Raw genomic sequence first — 23,496 nt, forward strand, 5'->3', positions numbered from 1 at the left:
CATCAATGCACAAGGAGCCCATTATATGAGCGCACTAGAAAAGATGAGTGATCATTGCTCTATCGTCATTAAAAATATTAATGAGTTGGATGCTCAATTTATAACCCAAGAATTTTTAACTCGAGAAATATTAACCTCATTACGAGAAATACATTTCTTACAAGACAGTTTTATGCACAATCATTCGACACATGAAGCACTACAAAAAAGTTTTGTTACTTTTCAAGGTGCCATAGCTTCTCTAGCTGAAACATTAAGTGATAAAAAGTCTGTAACGAATGAATCAATCCAAATAAATTAAGGAGACTCCCTATAAAGAATCCAGGATTCTTATAGGGTTAGGGTTCGCTCAATCGTATTTTAGATACGATAGCGTTTCTTAGTCTTTACTGTAGGCGCACTTTGAAAATCATTGGCGTAATTTTGTCTTAAGCTAGGTTGTGTAAAATTAATCCATAACATGGAAATTCCTTTCTTTCATTGAGTGGGGAGGTTGTATGAAAGCCAAAAGCGAGCTTTTAGACAAAGTGATTGCATGTACAAGATGGGGTAATGAACGAGGTGTATCCGCAATTATTTTAGGTGAACAATGTGGATATCCTTTAGGGATTATAAGGAGTAAATCCTCTAAAAAACCTGTGGACCTTGAAGCGTTAATTCTAAACAGTGGGAAGGATGAAGGACGTAGTCTTGGATTTATTGATTTTGTATTCGACCATAAATCAGGATTCATCGGCATAACGTACAATAAAAATTTCAATGAATTTGGACACGATGGCATTGCTAATGCGTTGCAATCCCCTGGTTGGACAGGAAGTGATTCAAGACGAGCGGCAATTGTCGGTGGAAGAATTGCATTTTTAAATGGTTTTTTTATTACGACAGAATGGAGTGGCCACTATGGCGATCTCTGGAATGACAGTATAATCGGCGAATTTCAAAGTACTTTCTTTTGGTCTACCAAACAACCTATTCTTCACATTAAGTGGAAAGCTTCTGCAGATGAGCCTGCGAATGAGGCGGAGAAACCTTCATCAAAATTGTTAGTATCTTGTGGCTTTTTTGCCCTAAACGATCGTGCTACCAAGGTGGGTATTAAAGCTAATACACCTTTGGATAGCCAGACTTGCGATCTGGTTGCATCCTATCTGACAAAAAATGATTAGTGGATTGAGTTGGTGTAATAAGGCGACTTAAGAATCGCCTTATAAACTATGAAGACAATTATCGTTTACCCACAATATTATCATCATTAACTCTTGCTTATCCCTCTTGAGATCGTTACTCTTCGCGAATCATTAGCTACTTAATGAGGTAATCGTGGCCAATATTGAAATTTTTCAAATAGATGCCTTTACTGACAAAATTTTTCACGGTAACCCTGCAGCCGTTTGCATATTAAATGAGTGGTTAAATGATGAACTCATGCAAGCCATTGCTGTTGAAAATAATCTCTCAGAAACTGCATTTGTTATCGAAGACAAGCACGGTTTTCATATTCGTTGGTTTACTCCGCGTGGTGAGATTAGTTTATGCGGACATGCGACTCTTGCAGCTGGTTTTGTCCTCCATGAGCTTGAAAAATGTCCAGGGAATAGTGTTAATTTCTCGAGTAAAAGCGGGCCATTGGCAGTAAAACAAAAGGGTGAGCGGTATACACTTGATTTTCCGCGTTTAGATTATCAGTTAATCAAGACCCCTGAAATAATTACTGCATTAGTTGATAAGCCTTGTATTGAAACTTATGAAAGTGAACTGGATTACATGATCTTGTTAGCTGCCGAAGACAACGTATTGCAGGCTCAGGTCGATATCAAGGCGTTGTCAAAATTACCTAAGAGAGGGTTAATTCTTACCTCTGGCAGTAGTGAGGCTGACTTCTATTCTCGCTGCTTTTATCCAAAACATAACATTCCTGAAGATCCGGTAACGGGTTCTGCTCATTGTGTCCTAGCCCCATTTTGGGCAAATCGCTTGAATAAAAATACACTCAAGGCGGTTCAAGGATCGATTAGAAAAGGCGAGATACTTTGTGAAGTATTGCAAGAACGTGTCTATCTTTCAGGCTACTGTAAATGGTATTCAAGGGGGCATTTAGTCATATAAATTAGCTTTGAGGTTCATTGGGCAGCGTTACTTGGGCATATAAAGAAATTACATGACTGGCCTGTCCTGGATTGCTAAATACATATTGATAAAGATAACCAGCACCAACCAGCAAGTTCTTGGAGGCTTGCTGATCGAGGCTGATTAGAATTCGATTTTGATCTAATGTTTGAGTGGTAACCCAGTCTGCCTGAACTACATTAATGAAGAGTTCATTAAATCCTACCAAACTTAAGCTATCAGTGAGCTTTTTTCTAAGAGTAAGTCTTTCTCGAAAACGATAATTCCATTCATTGGAATCGGCACGAGTGCGTTGTTCAAGACGTGAACGCAATGTGAACCAGGGCGTTTGTTCATGGGTGAATAAAACCTGTTCCCAGACTCTATTTTCTTGCAGATTTGAACCTTGATTGAGTTTTGTCGTTACTGTCGTACCACCTAATGCCATGGTCCATCGTGGAGAATATTGATAGCCGCCACTAAAATTGGTAAGGAGTTGCTCAAACAAGAAAGGTCTGTCTCTGACGCGTAGTTGCGGTTCGATTTGATACACATAGTTACCAATCTGGGTATTAAATCCAATCGTTGACCATACTTTTTCATTTGTAGAAAGAGCCCATACCGTCTTTATGAATAAGCATTCAAGGATAAAAAGACTGAGGATGAATAGAATTCTCATTGTTCTCACTGTATGACAAAACTTATAATCTACTAATTCAATGTAATTGTCGACTCTGCTAAATAAATTTCTTAATTGTTTCTCAATTTTGATTGGAGATTAATCAAATTCTGTATTGCTTCGCATGGTTCGAAAGACAGATTAATCAAATCCTATATTGATTTTAGGAAATATTAAATATCCCCATCTTGCGAGCGCAGTGAAGCAATCTTCTATACGAAATAATAAAATTATGGTAAGCATAAACCAATTGGTTTATGCTGGTATAGCTTTAAATATCTAATTTAATTAACTAAGGATGGTAAGAAAAATGAATTCTTGGAACAGTGTAATTTTTATGAAAACCAATAAGTCATGGTCTGAATTAAGTGCAATGGCAAAATGGGACGGTGTTGAAAAAATGTGGTCTACTTCAGGTGACTGGGACTGGTGTATCAAGTTAAATAAAGATTCTTCTTCTCCGGAAAAAACACATGAGTTTGTTGCTCGCATGCGTGATGGCCACTGGGCTAGTGAGACTCAAACAAACTGGTGGAAGGAAATGCCTGCCAAATAGTTGCAACAGCCCGAGATAATTCGGGCTGTTTAATTTATTCTGTATTAAATTTCTTCACTACTCAGATGTTTTGTCACATTGCCTTGCCATTTGGTGTAGGAGCATGATAAAAAAGCGGTTCATAATGTCAAGGAGTGAATATTGATGTCTGGCTCAATGGGAAAGCGCTTTCGAACTCTTGTTCAAAATCATTCACCTTTACAAGTTGTAGGAACTATCAATGCTTATACAGCCATGCTAGCGGAGTCGGCAGGATGTGAAGCTATATACTTATCAGGTGCTGGTGTTGCGAATGCCTCTTATGGGCTTCCTGATTTGGGAATGACGAGTCTTGCTGAAGTTTTAGAAGATGCGAGACGTATCACTCAAGCTTGTTCCTTACCGCTGTTAGTCGATGTAGATACCGGGTGGGGCCATGCATTTAACATTGCCCGAACAGTGAAACTTATGGAACAGGCGAATGTAGCGGCAATTCACATAGAAGATCAGGTTCTTGCCAAGCGCTGCGGACATCGTCCCAATAAAGCCATTGTCTCTATGCGTGAAATGGGCGATAGAATAAAAACAGCTGTAGATGCTCGCACAGATGAAAATTTTGTCATTATGGCACGAACTGATGCCTTCGCCGTTGAAGGAATGAATGCAGCCATTGAAAGAGCCCAACTATGTGTGGAATTAGGCGCTGATATGCTTTTCCCTGAAGCAATGACTACTCTTTCTGAATATCAAGAATTTTGCCGCCATTTTAAAGTACCTGTGCTTGCCAATATTACTGAGTTTGGTAAAACACCTCTATTTACCCGAGAGGAACTTAGAGGAGCAGGTATTGAGTTAATTCTATATCCTCTGAGCGCATTCAGAGCGATGTCAAAAGCTGCTCTAACTGTTTATAAAACAATAAAAGAAAAAGGAACTCAGCAGAATTTACTTGATAGCATGCAAACACGCAATGAATTATATCAAGTACTCGGCTATCACGATTATGAAAAAAAACTAGACCAATTAATGGAGGGTGAGGATGGTCAATAAATCAGGAGCAGGGTTGGCTGGAGTTGTTGCCGGACAATCAGCTATAGCAACGGTAGGACAGGAAGGACAAGGTTTAAACTATCGGGGCTATTCCATTTATGATTTGGCAGAACATGCAACATTTGAAGAAGTTGCTTATTTGCTTCATTACGGTCAGTTGCCAACGCGTTCAGAATTGAATAACTACACAAAAAAATTAATAGGGTTACGCAAACTCCCGGAAGCTCTAAAAACCGTGCTGAAATTAATCCCCAAAGACACGCATCCAATGGATGTTCTAAGAACAGGTTGTTCTTTTTTAGGCACATTGGAGCCCGAAAATGATTTCGCTCAACAGTATGATATCGCAGATCGCTTGTTAGCATTATTTCCCGGTATGATGTGTTATTGGTATGCCTATCATTTTCAAGGTAAGGAAATATCAGGCGAAAGTGATGAGAAAACTATCGGGGGGCATTTTCTAGCGCTCTTACATGGTCGTAAACCCACTAAACTTGAATGTGACATGATGAATGTCTCATTAATCCTTTATGCCGAACACGAATTCAATGCATCAACCTTTGCAGCTAGAGTTACTGCCGCTACGTTATCTGATTTTTACTCTGCGATAACAACTGCAATAGGTACCTTACGTGGTCCTTTGCATGGTGGGGCTAATGAAGCAGCAATGGAACTTATTGCTCAATTCAAAAGTCCAGATGAGGCTGAAAAAGAATTAATGGCAATGCTTGCAAGAAAAGCAAAGATTATGGGATTTGGTCACCGCGTTTATACGGTGTCGGATCCGCGCTCCGATGTAATCAAAGCCTGGTCACATAAATTAGCAGAGGCTAAAAATGACATGCTTTTATATCAGGTATCAGAACGCATTGAAGCGGTCATGCGACGCGAGAAAAAACTGTTCCCAAATCTTGATTTCTATAGTGCATCAGCTTACCACTTCTGCGGAATTCCAACGTCGTTGTTTACACCAATATTTGTGATGTCACGTATTACCGGTTGGTCTGCTCACGTTTTTGAACAACGTGCGGATAATCGTCTTATTAGACCTACTTCAGAATATACCGGCCCTGAACCCCAAAAATTTATTGCCATTGATGCGAGAGGTTAGTATGCATTCTTATGTTGAAGATAATATTAAGCCTGATTATGATTCAGTGATTATTGATATCGTTAATTATGTGCTTAATACACCTGTTAATAGTGTGGAAGCTTATGAAACTGCACGCCTATGTTTAATGGATACATTAGGTTGTGGCATGTTAGCCTTAAACTTCCCAGAGTGTACAAAATTATTAGGTCCTATTGTTCCCGGTGCAACTTTTCCTGGCGGCGTACGAATTCCTGGGACATCCTATGAGTTAGAGCCAGTACAAGCGGCGTTTAATATTGGCACAATGGTACGATGGCTTGATTTCAATGATACTTGGCTTGCAGCAGAGTGGGGGCATCCTTCTGACAATTTAGGAGCGATTTTAGCCGTTGCTGATTATATGAGTCGCCAAAACCAAAAAAATGGTAAAGCAGCATTTAAAATGCATGATGTACTTACAGCAATGATTAAGGCACATGAAATTCAAGGCTGTTTTGCTTTAGAAAATAGCTTCAACCGTGTTGGTCTAGACCACGTGTTTCTAGTGAAGATTGCCAGTGCTGCGGTAGCTGCGCAATTATTAGGTGCTGATAGAGACATGATGTTACGCACTTTGTCTCAAGTGTTTGTCGATGGCCAGAGTCTTAGAACTTATAGGCACGCTCCTAATGCTGGTTCACGTAAATCCTGGGCTGCAGGTGATGCTACCTCCCGTGCTGTGCGTCTTGCTCTAGTTGCCGCTACCGGTGAAATGGGATACCCAAGTGCATTAACGGCTCCTAAATGGGGTTTTTATGATGTTCTGTTTGGTGGAAAATCATTTAAATTTCAAAGACCTTATGGCAGTTATGTGATGGAAAATGTCCTCTTTAAGCTATCATACCCTGCTGAATTCCATGCACAAACTGCAGTTGAATGTGCTGTAGCCTTGCATCCCATAGTGAAAGAGCGCTTAAACGATATTGCGAGTATTGAACTAGTAACGCATGAATCAGCAATTCGTATCATCAGCAAACAGGGTATTCTGCATAATCCAGCTGATCGTGATCATTGTTTACAATACATGGTTGCCATTGGATTGCTTCATGGAGACTTGCGTGCTGAACATTACGAAGACATGTGTGCAGCCGATCCTCGTGTTGATCAATTGCGCAATAAAATGGTTGTTACAGAAAATAAACAATTCTCTAAAGACTATCTTGATCCGGAAAAACGTTCTATTGCTAATAGCATTAAGTTAATCTTTAAGGATGGAACTGAGTCCAGATTGGTCACTGTAGAATATCCTATTGGTCATAAGCGACGCCGTGAGGAAGGAATTCCTGTTCTTCTTGCAAAATTTAAGCATAATTTGTCGACTCGTTTTGCTCCTGCAAAAGTAGAGGCGATTACTGAGACCATGAATGATACAAATACATTAGCAGCAATGTCTGTCGTTGATTTTATGAGTATGTGGCACGCTTAAATTCGTAACTATGTGTCGATTTCTTAGTATGCTGACATTCCATCTACAATTCAAATCCCACGGTGCATCCCGAAATCCATGGATCCCGTGGATGAACCACGGCAGGTCGGCGTTAGGATTTACAAACTATCCACAGCCCACGTCCCGCGGCTTGTCCGCAAGATCCATGGATGCCGTGGTTAAACCACGGCAGGTCGGCGTTAGGATTTACAAACTATCCACAGCCCACGTCCCGCGGCTTGTCCGCAAGATCCATGGATGCCGTGGTTAAACTACGGCAGGTCGGCGTTAGGATTTACATACTATCCACAGCCCACGTCCCGCGGCTTGTCCGCAAGATCCATGGATGCCGTGGTTAAACCACGGCAGTTCGGCGTTAGGATTTACATACTATCCACAGCCCACGTCCCGCGGCTTGTCCGCAAGATCCATGGATGCCGTGGTTAAACCACGGCAGTTCGGCGTTAGGATTTACAAACTATCCACAGCGGCTTGTCCGCAAAATCCCTGGATGCCGTGGCTAAACTACGGCAGGTCGGCGTTAGGATTTACATACTGTCCACAGCCCACGTCCCGCGGCTTGTCCGCGGGATCCATGGATGCTGTGGATACCGTGTTGTACTTGTCAACAGACTATAGTCTGCAGTGTGATTTTTAAAATTTTCGTTTAAGTCCAGCAATAGCAAGTACTTTAGTCGCAATTTCCTCAATGGAATAACGTGTTGAGTTAAGATAGGGAATTTTTTCACGCTTATACATTGCCTCAACCTCACTCACTTCAAGGCGGCATTGCTCTGCTGATGCATACTTACTATTCGGGCGGCGTTCTGTACGAATATGCTGAAGTCTTTCAGGATCGATAGTAAGTCCAAAAAGTTTATGCTTATACGGACGTAGAGAATCAGGTAAATGGAAAAAGGTTAAATCTTCTTCAGTAAAAGGATAATTTGCCGCCAAAACTCCAAAATGCAATGCCATATAAATGCAGCTTGGCGTTTTACCACAACGAGAAACACCAATTAAAACGATGTCTGCTTTGTCATAATCGCGTATTTTAATGCCATCATCATGTGCTAATGCATAATCCACAGCTTCAATTCGATGATGGTAAGATTGTGAATTGGCTACACCATGGGTTCGACCCACAGTGTAGGAGGACTTTGTGTTTAATGCTTGCTCCAGCGGACCCAAAAATGTATTAAATAAATCAAAAATACTCGCGTTTACTTGCTTGATAACATTTACAATTTCTGGATTCACTAAGGTTATAAATACAAGAGGCTTAATTCCTGTCTCTTCATAACAGCTATTAATACGCTGAACTGCCGCCTCAGCTTTTGCGATAGAGTCGATGTAAGGTATCGTTAGTTTTTCAAATTCAATATTTTCAAATTGTGTAATTAGACTATTACCAAGATTTTCAGCAGTAATTCCTGTACCATCTGACAGCATAAACACGTGTTGCTTCATTGTATGCTCATAATAAATAGCGTTTAAAGATTCTAATAGATAAGCGAGTTAGCTTCCAGTGAAGAAATTATAATGGTTGTTCCTGTAGCTTCAAAGCTTGGAAATTATATAGGCTTCTGTTATGTTGCTTCATAGACTTAAATAATGCGCTATTATTAAGGCGTGAGTTATCTGTCCAAGACAGCTTGGATAAAGATATTTTTTTCTAAATAGAATAGGGATGCAAATTGAGTTTAGAATGTACTCATCGCGCTATAGAAAAAACAACTCAAAAAATAAAATCATAGGCTGTCTTAGTAAATTATCAGGGTAGAGATTATGGAGCATAGTCGTTTCCAACAAAATAGCGCACTGTTTGTTCTGGGGATCATTACCTTAGTACTTAGTATCGTGTTATTTGTATTTAGCTTTTACATTGTCCCATTTCTTTTTTGGGACTGGGTCTATGATGTGCCTGAATTTGTTTCCATATGGAGAGAATGGTTAAAAGAAGAATATAATTTCACGCAGATGGGTGCTTCCTGGCTTATTTTGTTATTCTTCATTCTACCTGCGTTACTCTGTGGTTTTGTTTCTTATTTTGCATCTAATTACATCGACAATCGCCTTCTTCATATGCTCCCTCAAAAAATTGAATCTGAAAAGCATGAGGCCGTTAGAAGAGATTTACAAGAAACCCTGATAGGGATTATTAAAATATTTGGTGCCATTGTTTTGGTTTTAGTCATTGTGTCAATGATCCAATGGTTACTGTCAATCCCTGCAATTCCTTAACAAGGAGTGAATATGCTTTTTAAACGCTACAAAATTAAAAGACTGACAAAAAAGTTAAAGGCCATGCAACAAAACCGCATCCATAATCAGCCTCCTGATGAAGTATTAGCCAAAGAAATTGGTTATTACCATGAATTAGCCACCATTTATAAAGGTTTAATAGGCCATAAAAAATACCCCTATGCAGCAGATATGGTAGTTGCCTGTCTACGGGGGGCTGGAGCTCTTGATGATTCTAATGCGCAGTATGAGCTAGCGAAAACACTACTTGATGAAGCAAAATTTAGAGAGCGTTTGCAGCTTGAAGGTCTTTTTGCAAGTCCTAGTAATGACAGACAAGTAAAACAACTTTACGAAGAAGCTTTGGTTTATTTGGAATCTGCTGAGAAACTTGGACATGTCTTGGCTAAGCGTCTGCACGGTCTTTGTTACATTAATGGGTGGGGCGTTAGCTCTGATAAAGAAAAAGGATTTGAGCTGGTTGTTGCAAGTATCGAGCAGGAAAATAGCTGGGAGCGCGTTCCACAAATTTTTGCGAGTATAGGCCTTAATAAACCTGAGTTTTTTGCAGCGATAATGAAACACCGCAAAACATCTTAATCTCAAATAAATAATATGCTCCGACAAAAAGCGGAGCACATTATTTCAAGCCATTTCACAAACCGCAGGTTTCTTTATAGATTTATTGGTAAGGTTAAACTCTTCTAATACTTTCGCAACCGCTAAGACGACATGATCTTTCCATAAATTAGAAACAATTTGAACTCCAATCGGCAAACCATTGTGTGAAGTAGAAAAGGGGATAACTGCAGCGGGAGAACCGCTATTATTAAACGACATAGTATAAGTAAAATCTTTAATCTCATTTAAGCATTGCCCATGTAATTTGGCGGTTGTTGCACAAGGAGGGCAAATGATTACATCATACTGGTTTAGGAAATGATAAGTATCCCATCTAAATTTGGCGATTTCAGCAAACCGCTGATTTAATTTAGTCGTTGACAAATGGCATTGTTGTGCATCTAAATTAAATTGTTTCCTTAGAGGAGATATTTGGTCATCCCTCAGTTTTTTTAAAATATCAGCAACAGTTTCTCCTCCATCGCACAGTGTAAAAAAGGGTTCCCAGTGAAGTTCAAAGGTTCTTTCAATATTTGGCGGTCTTGCCTCTTCAACAAAAGCTCCTAAATCAGCCAGTGCACTTACAGCACTTAATGTGGCATTAACAATATCTTTGTTTGGAGTAACAATACCATTGTCAGTAAAGTAAGCAACTTTAAGCTGACGAATGTCAACTTCTGACGGATTGCGAAGTACTACTGGAGGAGCGCCTGGATCAAACCCATCCGGTCCACTTAAAACTGAGAGTGCTAAGGTTAAATCATCGACAAATCGAGCCATTGGTCCACAAGTACCAAACGCTTGTAGACATCCAGCACCTGCACCTGGTAATGAAATACCTGTTATGGGTATTAAACCTTGAGTAGGTTTAAGCCCTGATATTCCACAATAATGTGCTGGTACACGAATACTGCCACCACCATCACTCCCTAATCCTAATGGTGATCCATAAGCAGATATAATTGCAGCCTCACCACCAGAACTACCTCCAGAAGAACGTTGTAAATCATAGGGATTGTTTGTTTGGCCATAGATTAGATTATCAGACTCATAGGCTGTGAGAAGTTCAGGACTATTAGTAAGCCCTAAAATAATTGCCCCTGCATCTCGAAGCCTGGTGACGCATGTTCCTTCTTGCTCAGGAGTATAACCATCATATAAATGGGAGCCATAGGTGTTTTTATAACCAAAAATATTAATAGTATCTTTGATAGTAATTGGTAATCCATGCAATGAGCCTAACGTTTCGCCTCGGCTAATCGCCTTGTCAGCTTGTTTTGCAAGCGACAGGGACATTTCCTCATCCAGTTCTATAACAGCGTTAAGAGAAGGGTTGACCATCTGAATTTGATCAAGAAAAGCGCGTGTCACTTCTTCCGAGGACACAACTTTCTTCTTAATTAACTCCACTATTTTATGAGCGGGTTTCTTGATAATGTCCTGCATTTCATTTCCCTTTGTTTAGCGAGACATTATTATATCTTAAATAAAAAACTAGGCTTATATGATTAGTTGCGGTTAATTGTATTAAAAAACAATAAATAGTAAAATATATGACCATATCGTTACTTTTGGCGTTAAATGATGTTTATATTTAATAATTTTCCAAGTCCTAATTTCTTTTCCAAGCAACATTTTCATGTTTCTTATTCATTGTTACCAGCAATTAGAAAGTTAATAACAAATTGTACGCAAACTGACGCATTAAACGTATTTAGTGTTGCCTGTGGTACTGCTCTGGAAGTATCTACCCTAGAACTAATTGCACGCTCTAAGGGAAGTACTTTTAATTATTTTGGCTGCGATATTAATAAAAAGGATTTAAGGTTTAGTAATCATCTCTTGAAGCAAAGCGCACCTAATGTTCATCAGAAGTATATTCCTTCTGACATGGCGAGTGCTCCTCCAAAATCATTGATTTCAGAGGCTAATTGTATTCTTTGGCGACATCCGGAGTTTTTAAGCGATCATTCGGAGGTGCCTAAAACATTGATTCTTGATATGTGCCAAATTCTCTGGAATATTTTAAACAATAAAGATGCTCATGCTCCTATCTTAATTACTTGCTATGATCCTCATGAGATGATGCTAGTTTTAGAGCTTTTTTATCAGTTCTGTGAAGATGATCTGGAATATGGTTTAACTATTGATGACCAAAATGGACGAGCATCCTGGCAAAATCCGATTATTGCTCCCGAAGATGCAGATCCTTTATTTAATTTAAATCATCAAGATCAATGTCAATTATTAATTACTCACTGTCGGTCTAAAAACCTTAAAGTTAATCAGGAAGTATTAATTTCTGCATTAGCAAAGGCCTTTCAAAGTATTTTGCCAAAATTAGAAACTCATCCCGGCGTTCTTGTTAAAAATTTAGAAAAGCCAACTCTCGATGTGTTGAGAGAGGCTACTACCTACCTAAATAATCAAATCAGAGCGTCGTCTAATCCCTATATTAACCGAGGGGAGCTTTGTTCATTGCTTATGAATGACTATGAGCAACCTAACGACGCAACCATATTACTCTATTAAGAATTTATTGAAAAACTACCTCACCGTTAGGAACATTTATGGGCTCATCAAGGATTTCGGTAAATGCTACGGCCACAGCAGCTAGTCCTAAGGTGGCCATAAAACCACCTAAAATTATCAGGCTAATATTGCCCATATCCATCATTGACGAGAGCGATCTTTCTTCTTTTGTTGAAACATGGACTTTAGCGTTGTTATCTTTGCTCATTTTACCCGAAAGTATATTGGGACAAAGATTTGGAAATTATAAATGCTTCATTAATAATTTTTTCAATAAAAATTAACGTAGTATTAAATTTTCATTATTGATAATTCATTGATTTAAAATTTTAACTTGGGGCGTTTGAAGCACGTAAATTATGTTCATGATCATATTTATAATTTAACGTGTCTAAACGCTTGGAGAGCTCTAGCACCCATTTCATGACAGAACCTGGCGTCTCAATAAACTTGTATTTGAAGAAATCTTTAGGTAGATCATCCATATTTTCTAAAGCTGACTTTAACTCTTTGTTTTCACCAATAGCAGCTAACAAACAGCGCTTGACGCTTCTTGCACAATTTTCACCAAATAATTGATATTTAAGGGGAGCATCATTATTTTCTTTAATGTGCTGCATAATAGCCACTTCATCAATAAAAAAATGCTTGCCACTTTCACTGGTGGGTAATGGAATTACATGGTCAGCATTTCTTCCTTCAGTTTGCTCAAACACACTGATTTCGCGCAATAGCCTATCTCGTTCTTCTATACAAATTTTTCTTTTTGCTCGAACATCATCTTTTTTATCCTGGATTTTTATTAATTTATCTTTTAATGCTTTAACAGTTTCAATATCTTTAGAAATTGTCTCGACTTGTTGAGAGGCTGAATGTAACCGTGAATCAACGTCTACCATCTTTTCTATTAAGCGTTGATATTTATTAGAGTGAACTCCTTCTATTTCATCAATCATTTGCATTCTGACGATAGCTAATTTTGACTCAGCTATTGCATGGTGTGCGCCAGCAAAAGGATCAGGGCTTTGAGAGAGATAGCCCACCTCACGAGTAAGTTCTAAATATTCATCGCACAGTGAATTAAGAGCGGGATTATGTAATGCTTTTAGCTCAGGTAACAGACCATGGAATTCATTTTTAGTCGTTTCTACTAATTTCTGTACTGCTATAAGGGCATCGGACATTGCGTCATAATTAATACTGGAAGCATATAATTTCCCATCACCGTCTTCGTAGTTTTTTCGATCATGATACCAATAATGTATCTTTACTTTTTTTAATCCTAGTACTTTCTTAGGATCATTAATATTTCCATTGTATTTAACACTTGGATACAGCTCTTGCATCTTTTTTAAACTATTATCTACAGTCGCCAATTCATTGACTAATGATAAATAATCCAGATCATATTGTTCTGCTTGCTTTTGAAGGGCAGAAGAAAGACGTTCACGATAAGAAACGAAACGGTTCTCGCTTTTAAAAAATTTACCATGATGGATGAGTGAATTTGGAAACGCAGATTCCGAGACCATATCTTTCAAAATAGAGTCCGCTAAAATGGCATCTATTTTAGAGCCTGCCTTCAAAATACTTTTACCAAACAGTTTCTTGCCAATCGCTTTAGAAGGCCAAAAACTATTAACAGCGGTAACACCTTCTAATTTTCTTCCTCGCCGATAGACCGTTTCATCGCCTGATGGGTTATCAACGATACGTGCATAAGTCGGTATAGCGGGTTTTAAAATATCTGATAAATCAGGATCGTTTGAAACCTTAGTGAAATTTGCACTATCTTCATACACCGTAGCAGCCATGCTAATATGGCCAACTGCGCCACGTTTCATTGCTATTTTAGCAAGTGTTTTAAAATCATTTGAGTATGGATTTGCTTTTCCAGGTTTGCTCGGATTCCAAATATAAATATCTAACATGCTCACTCTACGACAATGGAAATGATTTGGGTCTTTATTGACAATATTTCCATGACCAGAATGATCCCTTGCTCTTTAATTATACGAAGTGTTCCTTAATGTTTTCTTAAGTCACAGAAATACAATAGTTGTATAACCTCTCAAAGTGAGCATGAGCTCGGAAGTGCCTGTAAAGAAACTTGCTTAACCGTATAGAAAAAGGTTAAGCAATGCGTTTAATAAGGACTATTAAATGGGCGGGCAACAGGACAAGAACAATTTTCGTATTAAAGAAATTTAATGTGGATTAATTAAACAAAGTTCACTAGTCTCAGCAAGTTCTTGAGTTGCCGCAATTAATTCAAGTTTTTCGTTAGCAAGTTTAATCCAGGCGTTACCAATACAGTTCGCTGTCATGATCTTTGCAGCCCACCCAGCAATTAACATTATGTATGCGGATAACTCTCCTTGAGAAATCATACGATAATTTTTGGCAGCTCTAAGAAAATTTTTATACTCTTCAGGATTATCGATTAAACGCACCGTTCTTTGCATTAAGTCGATTGATTCATTGGGTGTGAGTTGTTCATTGTCTTGCAATCTAGAAACTAATGTTGCAATTGCTTCGCACGCCTTTTTAAAGTCTTCTGGATAATGTGGGTGTTGAGCTAATTTAGTTTCAATATTTTGGTAAAGTCGATTTAATGATGCATTTAAATCATATTGCATGACTTGTTTGATCGAACGATAAATTCGTTGTTCTAATATCTTCTCAGCATTCGAGCTACGACTGTCCCCGCCTGCAAACATCACTTTTGTCACAACATTTGATGCCTCAAAACGATGAGCGCCTGTTTTTCCAAGTGGGTAATTATTGAAATCATAACCCTCTGAGTAACTGCGAACAGCAGAATTGTTTGTTAATAACAAATAGTTCATCTCCTCACTGTTTGCCTCATTAAGCCAATTTATTGTTAAGCGCAACGAAAGTTTTTCATTGAAATTATTAACTAACTCCTCGATTAAATACGGAAAATGGTCTACAGCAAGGTCCAAAGGAACTGCCCTTTCTGTCCCCTTATAAAAAGCAACCAGTCTTGGACCTTCGGTTTCAATCAACGAGAGTTGCAACATAAAATAAAACGCTGCTATTACATCATATTGTTGATTAGAAAGCCGTAGATTAGCATCACCGATATTATGTTTTGCTGCGTAATGTAAGATTAGCCGAGGCATGCAATCACTGGAACGTACATCAACTTCCTTGTATCAATTGTAGATAGCCTCCATTCGAGCACGTGGGGGTTCAGGAAGAAAAGCCAAGGTCACAAACTCTATAATATCGTTGGCTCCACCCAGATGAGACAATGGTATTGCTTCGCCAAAACCACCTGATTTGGTCTCTTCGGTATTCGCCGTGAGTCTTAACCCCCAATTTTTTCTTGCTAAAGGCAAAAGATCTTGTGAGGTAAAAAATGGCATACATGCTCCCAAAAGATAACCTTGACAAAGAAAGGGCTACTTTATCAAAGAAATAAATTTATGTAAAAATAATAGTCATTTGAGAATTTAAAGAGTTAAGTGATGTGCTAGGGGAAAAAGCCTATAGTATGTTCCCCGACATGATTTAATGTTGCTTCTTTGCCTCGAATTTCCTCCTCAAGCTTAGGGCTAAAAAGATTAATTTCACTCCATCGACTTAGAATAGAAATAAGCTTGTAGGTTTTTTGCTGTTCAGAATATTTTTTTGCGGAAACTATCTTCTCTTCGAATTTAAATTGTTCTAAGCATACATTTGCTTTACTCATTTCCTTTAAAATTAGTGTCTTGAGCGTTTCATTATATTGCTGCCATTGCTGTTCGGTGGCGGTACTCTTGGCCATAGTTATAACAAGCAATTGGAGAAGGGGTTTAATGTTACTGATATAACAAGTGGGCAGTTTATAAGCCTTCTGAGCACAGTGCTCTGAATAGCGACCGCGTAGACCTGTCAATTTTTCAATCATAAGAAAATGCTGCAAAAGTCGATGTTCTATTTCACGAGTTTTTGCAGATTCACTCACTATGTACTCATGAGACCTTCGTTTAGTAACGTCTTTGATTAAAAAAGGAAGCTGGCTAGTATATTTAGAAGGAATAATAAATTCTACAGCACCACGATTTGACTGATTACTGGGCTGAAGAAATGATCGGCATATTACTGTATAACGCCAACTCGAAGTATCACTAAATAAAACACCTGGAATAAAATGGTCTGGCATCCGTAAGTTGAAACCAATTGCCTGTGGCTTTAATGAATCATTCGCTATTGATACGCCAGAAGAGCTCTTGCAGATGTCTTGTAACAATTGCTGAGCCTTCTCTTCACTCCAATCCTCGCTTAATAACTTAGATTCCTCCATTGTGTTAACAAGGATTGAGAGAATATTTTTGAACCATCGACCGGCTTTAGTGGGTTGGCCGCCTACAGGAAGGTGAGGGTTGAGTTTTGCAAAAATTTCTCCGCCTACCATTGCCTGAAATCGGATAGTCGACTCTTCGCAAGGTTTCTCATCATTTTTTTCCAAGTTCGGGCTATTGACCAACACTGATTCTATTTTTTGGATTTCTTCATCAAGAATCAAGTTAACTTTATCGAGCGATGGCCAGGATTTATTGTCTTGGTGATAAGTGTGCACTTGAATAACAACTTTATTGATTAACTCTACGCCATCGCTAAAACCTATGTTGTGATTCCCAGCAAATACCAAAACATCAAAGAGCACACGGTATCCTGCGGCAACAACACCTTGCTGAGATGCCGCTTGCATAGATTGGTGCAGGCTACTAGCCAACTCTTTTACAGGGGAATTATCATTGGCTTGGGACAGGTTTTTAATCAACTCTCTATCGCTGTAGCAAGACTCTTTCTCTAAATTGCTGGGAAAATAATCAAGTGTAAAAAGCAGTTGCATCAAAGATTTAAGTAGAGTTAAACGTTTTCCTGGTTCTGATGTTTTTTTTAGCAAGCGCTTTAGTAAAATTTCGCCACTGGTAGATGTTGCTATTGCATTATCTCTATCTACTTGGGTAACAACGATTGTTGCTAATTTGGTAGTTGTAGAAAATGATTGATTAGTTAGAAATTCCTGCAATAAATCCAAGGGGGCATAACTTAGGAAATGATTAAGTGTGTCATGCCACAATCGCGGGTTTTCATTGATTTTAGCAATGAAAAATTGTGCAATTTCCAGGTGGTTTAATTGTAGCGCAAGCTTTAATGGCGAATTAAATTTACTCGTTTTTCCCGATATGAGGGTACCTGGAGTCGGCTTAAGAGATGCTCCGCGATTAACTAAAAGTTGAACAATAGAAAGGTTGCCTGTTTTAATGGCTTTATAGAGAGCTTTCTCATCAATCTTAGCACCATAATCCAGAAGCATAGCTAAGGTGTCGTGACATTCATTCTTAATAGCCAATCTTAACGGTGCCCGTTTAAGCTGAACAAACAAATTAGGCTTTGCGCCATGTTCTAACAGAATTTTGACAACGCCGTGTAGCTTTTTACCCACTGCAAATTCTAAAAAAGTCCCACGAGTAGCATTTATCTCGTTAAGGGCTATACCATTTATAAATAAGCGTTGCCCTGCTTTTATCAATTCAGAAACCTTGGCTGCATTATCAAGCTCAATTGCCTGATACAATTCACTGATTACATTGGCATAGAGTGTTTCACTTCCTCGTTTTACTCCCACAATCACTTCTAATACTTGTCGAACTATTTTTTTGATGGCTGTATATTCGCCATCAAATTTTTTTTCGTAAAGAGCACCTTGCTCTTTACTTAGCGTTTCTATAATCGCTTCCAACTGCAGACGCTGACTTTCTAACCTTTTGCTGAGGGTGTCTAGAGAGAGTTGACGTGTAGTTTGTTGAAGTAAATTAATTACAGTCAGTAAGAAACGACATTTATTTAACATTTAATGATTCAATTGAGACGAATTGAGTGCTTTATACTCTATTAGGAAAATAATTAATACCTTTTGTTAAAAATTATAACTCGTTTTTGCACTGAGCATTATAAAAACAATCCGATATATCCATGTAAAATTGCCTTTCCCCAAAATAAAGAGATAAATCCCGATATACAGAGGAATGGGCCGAAGGGGATTGGTGTGTCCTTCCCTTGCTTTGTGAGTTTAAGATAGGTTAATCCTGTTATAGCACCAAGGATTGATGCTACAAATAAAATAAGTGGCAATTGTGTCCATCCAAACCAGGCAGCCAATGCAGCGAATAACTTAAAATCCCCATTGCCCATACCCACTTTACCTCGTATCCAGTAAAATATTTTCATTAGCAGCCATAGACTAAGATAGGCGATGACACTGCTTAAAACAGCATCAGTCAGTGAAGCAAATAAGGTTCGTGTATTAGCGATTAAACCCAGCCATAATAAACTGAGCGTTAGTGAATCAGGCAAAATCTGATGTTCAAGATCAATAAAAAAAAGACAAATCAACAACCAGGAGAATAGTAAAACAAATAACAGTGTTAAATTAAAGCCAAAGGTCCAGGCCGAAAGCAGGGCAATTAAACAAGTTACTCCTTCAACTATTGGGTAGCGTATAGGAATCGCATGGCCACATTGCCTACATCGTCCCCGCTGTAAGCAATAACTCACAATCGGAATGTTGTTAAAGGCTGAAATAGTTGTTTTACACTGTGGACAGAAGGAACGGGGCAAAAATAAATTAAAGGTATGAGTTGCCAATTCTGGTAATTTTAAAAAAGCACGACACTCTTTTTCAAACTCCGTCCGAAGCATAATAGGTAAACGATAAATGATGACATTTAAGAGGCTGCCAATAGCTAATGTAAATAGTGCTAAAAAAATGTAAGTAGTAGGGGATGAAACTATTTCAATTTGATTGAACATGGTGCTTCACATTATAGAGCCAAGTTTAAAAATAGGAACGTAGACAGCTAGCAATAGAGTTCCTATCACAATACCTAATATTGCCATGATAAATGGTTCTAATAAAATATTAAGCGTTTCAATAGTATGATTTATTTCGTCTTCATAGTAATCTGCAATTTTATTTAACATTATCTCAAGGGTTCCTGACTCTTCACCAATAGCAACTATTTGAATAACTAGAGCAGGAAATAGACCTGTATTTTCTAAGGCCAGATTCAGTTGTTGGCCATAAGCAATTGCATCTTGAATACGGCAACTTGCTAATTGATAGATGCGATTACCTGTTACATTTCCTGCCGCTTGTAATGCTTGCATGAGTGGTAAACCTGCTGAAAAAGTAATTGCTAATGTCCGCGAGAATCTCGCGATGATAGATTTGGTTAACAGCAGTCCAAATACTGGTAGTTTTAGCAAGATGTGATCGATTCGGCGAGAAAAATCTAATGATGTCTTTTTGCGATAAATTATACCGCCAATAACTCCGATAAAAGTTCCTAAGAGGACATATCCATACGTTTGAAATATATTTGATAGATGAATAATGGTTCTTGTAAGAAAAGGAAGTTCAGCACCAAATGATTGAAATAAGACAATGAATTGAGGAATAACGAACATTAATAATCCACTGGTAATGAAAAAGGCCATTAGTAAAACTGTCAGGGGATAAGCCATTGCCTTTTTAACTTTTCTTCGCACCGTATCAAGTCTTTCTTGATAGGTTGCGATCTTATCAAGCATAATTGCCAGCGTGCCTGACTTTTCTCCTGCGTCAATAAGACTACAGAATAGTGAATTAAAATGTGTCGGATGTTTATGTAGTGCCTCAGCAAATGAATCGCTTGCTTCAATATCGTCTTTTATTTCTAATACCAATGACTTCAAATGCTTATTAGTGGTGCTTCTTCTTATCACATCAAATGCGGGTACTAACGGCATGCCAGCACCAATCATCGTTGCCATTTGTCGACTAAACATTGTAATGTCTGTTTGATGGATTTTCTTTGTAAGAGCAAGTCCCCATGCTTGGTCTTTTTTTAACATAGCTAAAAATTTAGATTGATTAATCATTACGTACTGTCACTCGATTCACTTCTTCGATGGTGGTTAGACCTTCTTTAATTTTTTCAAGGCCGGCTTGATACACAGTTAGCATTCCTTCTTCTTGTGCTTGCTTAAGAATTTCAACAGGAGGGCTACCGGAAATAATTAGTTGTTGAATCGTTGATGTAACAGGCATGACTTCAAATATTCCAATACGACCGTGATAGCCATTCATGCATTGATTGCATCCAACTGCCTTATAGACACTAGCCGTGTCCCTTTCAGTTTCCACATGTGCTTGCTTGCAATAAGAACATAATCTTCTGACCAGACGCTGAGCGATTAAAAGATTTATAGAGCTTCCCAGATCAAATGATGAAATACCCATGCTGTTTAATCGAGTCAACGTTTCTGCAGCACTATTAGTGTGCAAAGTAGACAAGACCAAATGTCCTGTTTGTGCTGCTTTAACGGCAATTTCTGCGGTTTCAACATCACGAATTTCTCCTATCATAATGATATCTGGGTCTTGTCGTAGAAAAGAGCGCAGGACATTAGCAAACGTTAATCCTACTTTCGGGTTAATATTAACTTGATTAATACCGGATACTTTTATTTCAACGGGATCCTCCGCTGTAGAAATATTTTTCTCACAGGTGTTTAACATACTAAGTGCTGTGTATAAAGAAACTGTTTTGCCACTGCCGGTAGGACCAGTCACTAAAATTATTCCCTGAGGTTTAGCAATGGCTTCCAGGAAATATTTTTTTTGCAGTGCATTAAAACCCAACTCATCAATCCTAATCATGGAAGTATCCGGATTAAGAATACGAACCACCACTTTTTCCCCGTTGATAGTAGGGCAGATATTCACCCGACAGTCTCTTGAAGAGCCTTCATTAAATGAAACGTTAAAACGTCCATCCTGTGGAATACGGCGCTCAGAAATATCAAGGTTAGACATGATTTTGATTCGCGCTGTTATTCTTTTAGCCAAATCAGGTGAGGGGGTAGCGGTTTCAATTAAAATACCATCCAGGCGATAGCGAATGCGATATCTATCGTCATAGAGTTCAAAATGAATGTCCGACACTTTCCTTTTAATTGCATCAAAAAAAATCTGATCTACAAAATGTACAATTGAAGAATCATCGTCACTTTCAGTGCTTTCCATGGATACGTTATTTGACATGAGAGAAGCAGAATGAAGCCTTGGGCCTTCGCTTAGTTTTCGCTGATTAATTTTTTCAATCAGTCTGGTTAATTTTGACGCTTCAACAAGAATAAAGGAGGCTGATAAGCTTGTATAGAATTGAACCTCTTTAAGAGTTGATTGGCGACTAGGATCGTCAGTGCCTAGAATCAAATGATTCTCCCGTATCATCAGAGGTACTACACGCAATTGATGCATTAGCTTTGCATCAAGAATACGCCAGGGAATGGAGTCCATCTCGATAGAATCCAAATCCAAATACTGGAGGGCAAAATGCGTGGATAACAATAGAGACAATTGTTGCTCAGAGACCATCTCATTTGCTAGAAGATAATCCTGAAGTGTTTGCTGCGATGCCATCGCATGATGTTGACATTGTACAATTTTTTCCCGACTCATTAGATTGCTCTTGAGAAGCAAATGAGCAACGAGAGGCAATGGTGATTCTTGCTTTATTCTTTCCATGAATAGACTTTGCTTTTATTATTTACACGGCAACTATAACTTAATGAACCTTAAATAAAAAGCTAATAAGCTAAACTTATAGTAAAATAAAAGGAGGCGGAAAAATGGAGTATGATGAAAAAATTACCAATCCGATGCGCCATTATTGTAATCCTTCTGCAGTATTGGCCGACGAAGAACTTACAAAAAATGAACGGATAGTAGCCCTTAAAAACTGGCGTGATGACATTAATTTAAAATTAGTAGCCACAGAAGAAAACATGGGACCTGGTTCAGCTGATATCACATTAGTTTCCGAAATTGATAACTTATTACATTTTCTGGAACATTAATCGTAATAATGTGGGATAGTGTCCCTCTTGCTGCTAATATAACTGTATGGTACAAAAAGAGAATTTGCTTTTATCTTACGGGGCTAAGCTTTGTCTTTTGATGATCATAAAAATAGGTTTCAAGCCCTGCGCAATTGGTTTTTATCTGACCAAGGCAGTCACGTTGGACAAGCGTTTAAAGCAGAGCTGGAACCACTAGCGAAATTTTTATACGGCGAAACTTTACTACAGCTTGGCGATTGCGGTGATAATCCTTGGCTAAGTTTGCTTCACTATAATCGTAAATGGCTAGCCGGCCCATACTTCAATTCTTCAAATAGCATGATCTCAGCGCTTAATTCACTGCCACTCGATAGACATAGTATTGATTGCGTTATTGCACCGCTTACCATGGAAGCATTTACTCACCAAAAAAATCCGATTGATGAAATTGATAGAATTTTAAAACCGATGGGCTATGCCGTTTTCTTTGGAATAAATCCAATGAGTTTATGGGGCTGGATGATGCGTTTCGGTTGGCATACCTGCTTCGGAACGCTAAGGACCCACTCAATGTCAGTTTTTTTTATAAAACGCGCCATGCTTCATCGTAATTATATTCAATGCCATTTATCCAGTTTTTATTTTATTCCCCCGGTTTATAAAGAGAATTGGATTAACCGACTTGAATTTTTAAACGAAGTTGGGAAAATGATGTGGCCTTGCCCGGCAGGCTTCTATTGTTTTGTTGTACAAAAATATGAAGAAGGATTTACTGCTCTTCACCCTGAAGTTGTCGAAGAAGAACTATTGGATCGTGAAAGCCTACCATTACAAACACTTTTCAAATAATGTTTAATTAATAAATCTTTCAAGATTGTTTGAACAGCTTTGTTAAGATTCGTTATAATGCGGCTGGGGTTAAATTTTGGATTTATCGGCATGTCAAAAAAAACGCTATACCGTATAACTTTTGCCAATCAAGATGTCATCTATGAAATTTATGCGCGAAAGGTATGTGAAAGCGAAATCTTTGGGTTTCTTGAGGTTGAGGATTTTGTTTTCGGGGAGAATTCTGCTCTAGTTGTTGATCCATCTGAAGAGCGGTTAAAAGTTGAGTTTAATAGTGTTAAACGTACTTTTATACCTATGCATGCTATTTTTCGCATTGATGAGGTGAACAAACAAGGCGTAGCAAAAGTTCGCGATAAAACAATGGAAGAGGGGAAGGTAAGTATGTTTCCCGTCCCTAATAAACGTAAAGATTAATT

At 38.4% G+C, this 23,496-nt stretch carries 24 protein-coding genes; 13 read left to right on the forward strand and 11 right to left on the reverse strand.

The genetic code is table 11. The annotated features are described in order from the left end of the window. Positions 1-25: 25 nt before the first annotated feature. The 3 genes from LHA_RS07500 to LHA_RS07510 all read left to right on the forward strand — a co-directional run bounded on the left by LHA_RS07500 (position 26) and on the right by LHA_RS07510 (position 2,106). On the forward strand, positions 26-301 hold the full coding sequence (locus LHA_RS07500) for a hypothetical protein (protein WP_045105991.1): 276 nt from the start codon (positions 26-28) through the stop codon (positions 299-301). 196 nt (positions 302-497) lie between these two features. Continuing rightward, positions 498-1,166, forward strand: coding sequence for a polymorphic toxin type 43 domain-containing protein (locus LHA_RS07505; protein WP_045105992.1), 669 nt, complete (start codon positions 498-500; stop codon positions 1,164-1,166). A gap of 154 nt (positions 1,167-1,320) precedes the next feature. Further along, positions 1,321-2,106 (forward strand): PhzF family phenazine biosynthesis protein, encoded by a 786-nt coding sequence (locus LHA_RS07510; RefSeq protein ID WP_045105993.1) that lies wholly within the window; start codon positions 1,321-1,323, stop codon positions 2,104-2,106. Between the two features lies 1 nt (position 2,107). Here LHA_RS07510 and LHA_RS07515 read toward each other — a convergent pair whose 3' ends face one another. Next, a complete protein-coding gene (locus LHA_RS07515; protein WP_045105994.1) occupies positions 2,108-2,785 on the reverse strand; it encodes a DUF2490 domain-containing protein in 678 nt (225 codons plus the stop codon). Between the two features lie 310 nt (positions 2,786-3,095). Between LHA_RS07515 and LHA_RS07520 the strand changes: the two genes are divergently transcribed. From LHA_RS07520 to LHA_RS07535, 4 genes are all read left to right on the forward strand, one after another. After that, positions 3,096-3,341: a hypothetical protein gene (locus tag LHA_RS07520; RefSeq protein ID WP_045105995.1), complete on the forward strand. Its 246-nt coding sequence runs from the start codon at positions 3,096-3,098 to the stop codon at positions 3,339-3,341. A gap of 144 nt (positions 3,342-3,485) precedes the next feature. After that, positions 3,486-4,370, forward strand: a complete 885-nt coding sequence (prpB, locus tag LHA_RS07525; protein ID WP_045105996.1) for a methylisocitrate lyase — start codon at positions 3,486-3,488, stop codon at positions 4,368-4,370. After that, positions 4,360-5,481 carry a bifunctional 2-methylcitrate synthase/citrate synthase gene (prpC, locus tag LHA_RS07530; RefSeq protein ID WP_045105997.1) on the forward strand — a complete coding sequence of 374 codons (1,122 nt, stop codon included), beginning with the start codon at positions 4,360-4,362 and terminating at the stop codon, positions 5,479-5,481. Before prpB ends, prpC begins: the two co-directional genes overlap by 11 nt. 1 nt (position 5,482) lies before the next feature. Further along, complete coding sequence (locus LHA_RS07535; RefSeq protein WP_045105998.1) at positions 5,483-6,928, forward strand: bifunctional 2-methylcitrate dehydratase/aconitate hydratase; 1,446 nt, start codon at positions 5,483-5,485, stop codon at positions 6,926-6,928. 654 nt (positions 6,929-7,582) lie between these two features. Here LHA_RS07535 and ppsR read toward each other — a convergent pair. Beyond that, positions 7,583-8,398, reverse strand: coding sequence for a posphoenolpyruvate synthetase regulatory kinase/phosphorylase PpsR (gene ppsR, locus LHA_RS07540; protein ID WP_045105999.1), 816 nt, complete (start codon positions 8,396-8,398; stop codon positions 7,583-7,585). A gap of 318 nt (positions 8,399-8,716) precedes the next feature. On the opposite strand from ppsR, the gene LHA_RS07545 reads away from it, so the two are divergent. Further along, positions 8,717-9,172, forward strand: coding sequence for a hypothetical protein (locus tag LHA_RS07545; RefSeq protein WP_045106000.1), 456 nt, complete (start codon positions 8,717-8,719; stop codon positions 9,170-9,172). A gap of 12 nt (positions 9,173-9,184) precedes the next feature. Beyond that, positions 9,185-9,772, forward strand: coding sequence for an SEL1-like repeat protein (locus LHA_RS07550; RefSeq protein ID WP_045106001.1), 588 nt, complete (start codon positions 9,185-9,187; stop codon positions 9,770-9,772). A 45-nt stretch (positions 9,773-9,817) separates the two neighbouring features. On the opposite strand, the gene LHA_RS07555 is transcribed toward LHA_RS07550, so the two are convergent. Next, positions 9,818-11,239 carry an amidase gene (locus LHA_RS07555; RefSeq protein ID WP_045106002.1) on the reverse strand — a complete coding sequence of 474 codons (1,422 nt, stop codon included), beginning with the start codon at positions 11,237-11,239 and terminating at the stop codon, positions 9,818-9,820. Positions 11,240-11,377: 138 nt separating this feature from the next. Here LHA_RS07555 and LHA_RS07560 point away from each other — a divergent pair, with 138 nt between their 5' ends. Then, positions 11,378-12,325: a hypothetical protein gene (locus LHA_RS07560; protein ID WP_045106003.1), complete on the forward strand. Its 948-nt coding sequence runs from the start codon at positions 11,378-11,380 to the stop codon at positions 12,323-12,325. 4 nt (positions 12,326-12,329) lie between these two features. Here the strand turns inward: LHA_RS07560 and LHA_RS16905 are convergent, their stop codons facing one another. From LHA_RS16905 to pilB, 8 genes are all read right to left on the reverse strand, one after another. Continuing rightward, complete coding sequence (locus LHA_RS16905) at positions 12,330-12,533, reverse strand: hypothetical protein (protein ID WP_147292328.1); 204 nt, start codon at positions 12,531-12,533, stop codon at positions 12,330-12,332. Positions 12,534-12,654: 121 nt separating this feature from the next. Continuing rightward, on the reverse strand, positions 12,655-14,256 hold the full coding sequence (locus LHA_RS07565) for a hypothetical protein (RefSeq protein WP_045106004.1): 1,602 nt from the start codon (positions 14,254-14,256) through the stop codon (positions 12,655-12,657). Between the two features lie 276 nt (positions 14,257-14,532). Further along, positions 14,533-15,471: a hypothetical protein gene (locus LHA_RS07570; protein WP_231861994.1), complete on the reverse strand. Its 939-nt coding sequence runs from the start codon at positions 15,469-15,471 to the stop codon at positions 14,533-14,535. A gap of 33 nt (positions 15,472-15,504) precedes the next feature. Continuing rightward, positions 15,505-15,717, reverse strand: a complete 213-nt coding sequence (locus tag LHA_RS17295) for a hypothetical protein (protein WP_231861995.1) — start codon at positions 15,715-15,717, stop codon at positions 15,505-15,507. Between the two features lie 107 nt (positions 15,718-15,824). Beyond that, positions 15,825-18,194, reverse strand: a complete 2,370-nt coding sequence (locus tag LHA_RS07575; RefSeq protein ID WP_045106005.1) for an ankyrin repeat domain-containing protein — start codon at positions 18,192-18,194, stop codon at positions 15,825-15,827. Between the two features lie 98 nt (positions 18,195-18,292). Continuing rightward, on the reverse strand, positions 18,293-19,153 hold the full coding sequence (locus LHA_RS07580; RefSeq protein ID WP_045106006.1) for a prepilin peptidase: 861 nt from the start codon (positions 19,151-19,153) through the stop codon (positions 18,293-18,295). Between the two features lie 6 nt (positions 19,154-19,159). Then, the gene (locus tag LHA_RS07585; protein WP_052673635.1) at positions 19,160-20,263 is read right to left on the reverse strand and encodes a type II secretion system F family protein; all 1,104 of its coding nucleotides are present in this window, start codon (positions 20,261-20,263) and stop codon (positions 19,160-19,162) included. Then, entirely contained in the window at positions 20,256-21,914 is a 1,659-nt protein-coding gene (gene pilB / locus LHA_RS07590; RefSeq protein WP_045106007.1) for a type IV-A pilus assembly ATPase PilB, read from the reverse strand. Before pilB ends, LHA_RS07585 begins: the two co-directional genes overlap by 8 nt. Before the next feature lie 104 nt (positions 21,915-22,018). On the opposite strand from pilB, the gene LHA_RS07595 reads away from it, so the two are divergent. The 3 genes from LHA_RS07595 to LHA_RS07605 all read left to right on the forward strand — a co-directional run bounded on the left by LHA_RS07595 (position 22,019) and on the right by LHA_RS07605 (position 23,494). Further along, entirely contained in the window at positions 22,019-22,246 is a 228-nt protein-coding gene (locus LHA_RS07595; protein WP_045106008.1) for a hypothetical protein, read from the forward strand. A gap of 90 nt (positions 22,247-22,336) precedes the next feature. After that, positions 22,337-23,077 carry a methyltransferase domain-containing protein gene (locus tag LHA_RS07600; RefSeq protein ID WP_045106009.1) on the forward strand — a complete coding sequence of 247 codons (741 nt, stop codon included), beginning with the start codon at positions 22,337-22,339 and terminating at the stop codon, positions 23,075-23,077. Positions 23,078-23,167: 90 nt separating this feature from the next. Further along, positions 23,168-23,494 (forward strand): DUF1820 family protein, encoded by a 327-nt coding sequence (locus LHA_RS07605; protein WP_045107465.1) that lies wholly within the window; start codon positions 23,168-23,170, stop codon positions 23,492-23,494. The last annotated feature ends 2 nt before the right edge of the window (positions 23,495-23,496 follow it).

It is taken from the genome of Legionella hackeliae, assembly GCF_000953655.1.
GTDB lineage: Bacteria > Pseudomonadota > Gammaproteobacteria > Legionellales > Legionellaceae > Tatlockia > Tatlockia hackeliae.

What these genes read in the sequence shown, in the direction of transcription:
- LHA_RS07505 (WP_045105992.1), top strand. Translation starts at nt 498, where the DNA reads ATGAAAGCCAAAAGCGAGCTTTTAGACAAAGTGATTGCATGTACAAGA.
- LHA_RS16905 (WP_147292328.1), bottom strand. Translation starts at nt 12,533, where the DNA reads ATGAGCAAAGATAACAACGCTAAAGTCCATGTTTCAACAAAAGAAGAA.
- LHA_RS07585 (WP_052673635.1), bottom strand. Translation starts at nt 20,263, where the DNA reads ATGATTAATCAATCTAAATTTTTAGCTATGTTAAAAAAAGACCAAGCA.
- LHA_RS07605 (WP_045107465.1), top strand. Translation starts at nt 23,168, where the DNA reads ATGTCAAAAAAAACGCTATACCGTATAACTTTTGCCAATCAAGATGTC.
- LHA_RS07575 (WP_045106005.1), bottom strand. Translation starts at nt 18,194, where the DNA reads ATGTTAAATAAATGTCGTTTCTTACTGACTGTAATTAATTTACTTCAA.
- LHA_RS07570 (WP_231861994.1), bottom strand. Translation starts at nt 15,471, where the DNA reads ATGCCTCGGCTAATCTTACATTACGCAGCAAAACATAATATCGGTGAT.
- pilB (WP_045106007.1), bottom strand. Translation starts at nt 21,914, where the DNA reads ATGGAAAGAATAAAGCAAGAATCACCATTGCCTCTCGTTGCTCATTTG.
- LHA_RS07500 (WP_045105991.1), top strand. Translation starts at nt 26, where the DNA reads ATGAGCGCACTAGAAAAGATGAGTGATCATTGCTCTATCGTCATTAAA.
- LHA_RS07535 (WP_045105998.1), top strand. Translation starts at nt 5,483, where the DNA reads ATGCATTCTTATGTTGAAGATAATATTAAGCCTGATTATGATTCAGTG.
- prpC (WP_045105997.1), top strand. Translation starts at nt 4,360, where the DNA reads ATGGTCAATAAATCAGGAGCAGGGTTGGCTGGAGTTGTTGCCGGACAA.
- LHA_RS07545 (WP_045106000.1), top strand. Translation starts at nt 8,717, where the DNA reads ATGGAGCATAGTCGTTTCCAACAAAATAGCGCACTGTTTGTTCTGGGG.
- LHA_RS07515 (WP_045105994.1), bottom strand. Translation starts at nt 2,785, where the DNA reads ATGAGAATTCTATTCATCCTCAGTCTTTTTATCCTTGAATGCTTATTC.
- LHA_RS07550 (WP_045106001.1), top strand. Translation starts at nt 9,185, where the DNA reads ATGCTTTTTAAACGCTACAAAATTAAAAGACTGACAAAAAAGTTAAAG.
- LHA_RS07560 (WP_045106003.1), top strand. Translation starts at nt 11,378, where the DNA reads ATGTTTATATTTAATAATTTTCCAAGTCCTAATTTCTTTTCCAAGCAA.
- LHA_RS07555 (WP_045106002.1), bottom strand. Translation starts at nt 11,239, where the DNA reads ATGCAGGACATTATCAAGAAACCCGCTCATAAAATAGTGGAGTTAATT.
- ppsR (WP_045105999.1), bottom strand. Translation starts at nt 8,398, where the DNA reads ATGAAGCAACACGTGTTTATGCTGTCAGATGGTACAGGAATTACTGCT.
- LHA_RS17295 (WP_231861995.1), bottom strand. Translation starts at nt 15,717, where the DNA reads ATGCCATTTTTTACCTCACAAGATCTTTTGCCTTTAGCAAGAAAAAAT.
- LHA_RS07520 (WP_045105995.1), top strand. Translation starts at nt 3,096, where the DNA reads ATGAATTCTTGGAACAGTGTAATTTTTATGAAAACCAATAAGTCATGG.
- prpB (WP_045105996.1), top strand. Translation starts at nt 3,486, where the DNA reads ATGTCTGGCTCAATGGGAAAGCGCTTTCGAACTCTTGTTCAAAATCAT.
- LHA_RS07580 (WP_045106006.1), bottom strand. Translation starts at nt 19,153, where the DNA reads ATGTTCAATCAAATTGAAATAGTTTCATCCCCTACTACTTACATTTTT.
- LHA_RS07565 (WP_045106004.1), bottom strand. Translation starts at nt 14,256, where the DNA reads ATGTTAGATATTTATATTTGGAATCCGAGCAAACCTGGAAAAGCAAAT.
- LHA_RS07595 (WP_045106008.1), top strand. Translation starts at nt 22,019, where the DNA reads ATGGAGTATGATGAAAAAATTACCAATCCGATGCGCCATTATTGTAAT.